This window comes from Luteibacter sp. P4_E6 (genome assembly GCF_056401535.1).
Genome location: NZ_JBFUJE010000575.1, coordinates 1 through 2,332 on the forward strand (window position 1 = coordinate 1; position 2,332 = coordinate 2,332).

General features: G+C 65.1%; 3 protein-coding genes. 2 read left to right on the forward strand and 1 reads right to left on the reverse strand.

From position 1 onward, the window contains the following. On the reverse strand, nt 1-645 hold a 645-nt coding region (locus tag AC1DT2_RS20955; RefSeq protein WP_477298488.1), incomplete at its 3' end, for a tRNA threonylcarbamoyladenosine dehydratase. A 64-nt stretch (nt 646-709) separates the two neighbouring features. Here AC1DT2_RS20955 and AC1DT2_RS20960 point away from each other — a divergent pair. Both AC1DT2_RS20960 and AC1DT2_RS20965 read left to right on the forward strand, forming a co-directional pair. Beyond that, the gene (locus AC1DT2_RS20960) at nt 710-1,099 is read left to right on the forward strand and encodes a cytochrome c (protein ID WP_213948372.1); all 390 of its coding nucleotides are present in this window, start codon (nt 710-712) and stop codon (nt 1,097-1,099) included. A 43-nt stretch (nt 1,100-1,142) separates the two neighbouring features. Next, nucleotides 1,143-2,332, forward strand: a 1,190-nt coding sequence (locus AC1DT2_RS20965; RefSeq protein WP_477298489.1) for a sensor histidine kinase, incomplete at its 3' end; no start/stop codon positions are given.

Here is a 2,332-nt window from a genome sequence, read left to right on the forward strand (position 1 = left end):
GTTCTGCATCGAATACACGGCCGAAACGCCAAAGAAACGGTCGGGGTTACGCGGGAAGCCATGCTCCTGGCGGAGCTTCTTCCGGATCATGCTGAGCATGGCGTCGTGTTCGGTGCGCGAGAGATCGCGAACCCGGATGAGGGTCGGATCGGTGCGTCCGCCGGCGGCGCCCACGGTGACCAGGGGCACCTTGCGCCGACGACACCAGACAACGGTCTCCAGCTTGACTTTGAGCGCATCGCAGGCGTCGATGACCACGTCGTACTTGCGGTCGAGGAGTTCGTCGAGCGTGGATGGCGTGAGGAACCGCTCCATGGCCTCGAGCCGGATGGTCGGGCTGATGGCGTGCGCCCGCTCGGCGACCACGCCGACCTTGGGCTTGCCGTACTGGCCATCCAGGGCGTGCATCTGCCGGTTGGTGTTGGAGAGGCAGACATCGTCGCCGTCGATCAGCGTAAGCCTGCCGATGCCACTGCGAGCCAGCGCTTCGGCGGCCCACGAGCCGACGCCACCCACGCCGATGACGCACACATGCGCGTTGGCGAGGCGGTCCAGGGTGCCGCGGCCATAGAGCCGCTCGATGCCGGCGAAACGTTCGGCCTGGGCCGTACTCACGGGTGTCCCGGTCTGCGGTAATGTGCTCATTGTCTCATATTGAAAGAATGGAACCGTCCGTTATGCTGACGGTCCGGAAAGCCATGGATCATCGATGCGCGCGCTGCTTCTCGTCGTCCTGGGACTGGCCGTAGGTGCCATGGGCGCCACCTTTGCCCTGTCGGCCCTTCGTCAGGGCACACCGTTCCACAGTGGGGTGATGGCCGTCATGCAGCACCACATGGGCGTACTGCGGGGCAACGTGCGGGCGAAACAGTGCGATGCCAAGGGCAGCGCCGACCATCTGTCTCGCATGCGCGAGACGGCCGGTGATATTCGCCAGGCCTTCCCGGACATGGAACCCGCGTTCTTCCAGGCCGACGACGGCCTGCTTAAAGCCCTCGACGGTGCCGTCGCCGCCGCGCCTGGCACCTGCGAGGCCCTCGTCGCTGCCTTGAAACCCGTGGGGGACGCCTGCCAGTCCTGCCACCAGCAATTTCGCTGAGATGACGGGAACCCCTCCCGAGAGGCCCGCTGGCTTCATACGCATGCAGTGGTGGCTGCTGGTGCGCGCCATGGCGCGCTTCGAAACCACCATGTTCCTGCGCACGCGCTATTCGCAGCCCAAGATGGTCGCGATCGGCGTGGTCGGCAGCTTCTGCCTTGCCGTCTATTACCCGGTCTGGGCCTATCTCTTCCCGCAGCCGTACGAAAACCTGCCGATGCGCCTGGTCTGCAGCGCCACGTTCATCCCGCTGGCCTTGCTGCCCTGGTGGCCGCGCCGACTACGCACGCACCTGCCGACCTATTGGTACTTCGCCATGACGGTGGCGATGCCCTTCTTCGTTGGCTATATGACCCTGCGCAACGCCACGCCAGCGTGGTTGATGACCCACCTCGCCTGCGTGATGTTGCTGATGATGCTGTTCGACATCGTCAGTTTTCTGCTTGTTTTCAGCATCGGAAGCCTGCTCGCCGGCCTGGTCTTCGTGCTTTCCCCCGAGGCGCAYCTGCACACGCAGACGATGCTCGAGTACCTGCCCCTGCTGTTATTCGGCATGGTCGGAGGCGCCACCTGCACGGTCTCCTCGACGATGGCCGAACAGTCGCGCATCGAAGCGCTGACCGCCGCCTCGAACAACATCGCCCACGAACTGCGCACGCCGCTCGGCTCACTGCGCATCGCCGCGCGCGCCGTCGCCCGCTTCATGCCCGACCTCATCCGCAGCCATCGCCTGGCCGAGGGCGAGGGCCTGCCCGTTCCGGAACTGCGCGCTCAAAACCTGCATGCGCTGGAGCGCAGCATCGGCGTCATGGAGCGCGAGGTGACCTACGCGAACACGATCATCGACATGCTGCTGCTCTCCGCCCGACCGATCGGTGAGGTGCCACTGATTCCCCTCACCGCCCGCGAATGCGTGGAGCAAGCCTTGCGCCGCTTCCCGTATGGCTCGCGCGCGGAACGCGAGCGGATCACCCTGTCACCCACGGGCGACTTTCGGCTCCTCGGCGAGGAGAGCCTGGTGGTCCACGTACTGTTCAATTTGCTGCGCAATGCACTTTTTCATACCGATCGGGCGGGCAAGGGCGAGATCGGCGTGTTCATCGAGCCCGGCGAGCGGGCCAGCCGCATCCGTGTCCATGACACGGGTCCGGGCATCCCGCCGGACGTCGTTCCCCGTATTTTCAACCGCTTCTACTCGTATTCGAGCGATAGCCCGGGAACCGGGTCGATCAC

Coding starts and splice junctions, on each gene's coding strand:
- AC1DT2_RS20960 (WP_213948372.1), top strand. CDS start 710: ATGCGCGCGCTGCTTCTCGTCGTCCTGGGACTGGCCGTAGGTGCCATG.